This is a genomic window from Streptosporangium sp. NPDC001559, from assembly GCF_042893955.1.
Lineage (GTDB): Bacteria > Actinomycetota > Actinomycetes > Streptosporangiales > Streptosporangiaceae > Streptosporangium.
The window spans coordinates 1-1,086 of sequence record NZ_JBIAVG010000052.1; the positions used below are offsets into that span (position 1 = coordinate 1).

Sequence of the window (1,086 nt, forward strand, 5' to 3'; positions counted from 1 at the left end):
GCGTCAGTCGGTGCCGTTGCTGAAGAGTGAGGCGCCGCTGGTCGGGACCGGTATGGAGTACCGGGCCGCGACGGACGCCGGGGACGTGATCACGGCGGACAAGGCCGGGGTGGTCGAGGAGGTCTCGGCCGACTACGTCACGGTGATGAACGACGACGGCACCCGCACCACCTACCGGGTGGCGAAGTTCAAGCGCTCCAACCAGGGCACCTGCTTCAACCAGAAGCCGATCGTGGCCGAGGGCGACCGGGTGGAGGTCAACCAGGTCGTCGCCGACGGGCCGTGCACCGACGACGGTGAGATGGCGCTGGGCAAGAACCTGCTGGTGGCGTTCATGCCGTGGGAGGGCCACAACTACGAGGACGCGATCATCCTGTCCCAGCGTCTGGTGCAGGACGACGTGCTGTCCTCGATCCACATCGAGGAGCACGAGGTCGACGCCCGCGACACCAAGCTGGGCCCCGAGGAGATCACCCGCGACATCCCGAACGTGTCGGAGGAGGTGCTGGCCGATCTCGACGAGCGCGGCATCATCCGCATCGGCGCCGAGGTCGTGCCGGGGGACATCCTGGTCGGCAAGGTCACCCCGAAGGGGGAGACCGAGCTGACGCCGGAGGAGCGGCTGCTGCGGGCGATCTTCGGGGAGAAGGCCCGTGAGGTGCGTGACACCTCGCTGAAGGTCCCGCACGGTGAGCAGGGCAAGGTCATCGGCGTGCGCGTCTTCTCCCGCGAGGAGGGCGACGAGCTGCCGCCGGGCGTCAACGAGCTGGTGCGCGTGTACGTGGCGCAGAAGCGCAAGATCACCGACGGTGACAAGCTCGCCGGCCGTCACGGCAACAAGGGCGTCATCTCCAAGATCCTGCCCGTGGAGGACATGCCGTTCCTGGAGGACGGCACCCCGGTCGACATCATCCTCAACCCGCTCGGCGTGCCGGGCCGGATGAACGTCGGTCAGGTGCTGGAGACCCATCTGGGATGGATCGCCGCCCGCGGCTGGGACATCTCCGGTGTGCAGGAGGCCTGGGCCGAGCGGTTGCGCGACAAGGGCTTCGCCGAGGTCGAGCCCCGCACCAACATGGCCACCCC

The 1,086-nt window shown here is 68.4% G+C and carries 1 pseudogene; it reads left to right on the plus strand.

The features are described 5' to 3' along the window. A pseudogene (locus ACFYY8_RS42120) lies at positions 1–1,086 on the plus strand (DNA-directed RNA polymerase subunit beta); the annotation flags it as partial.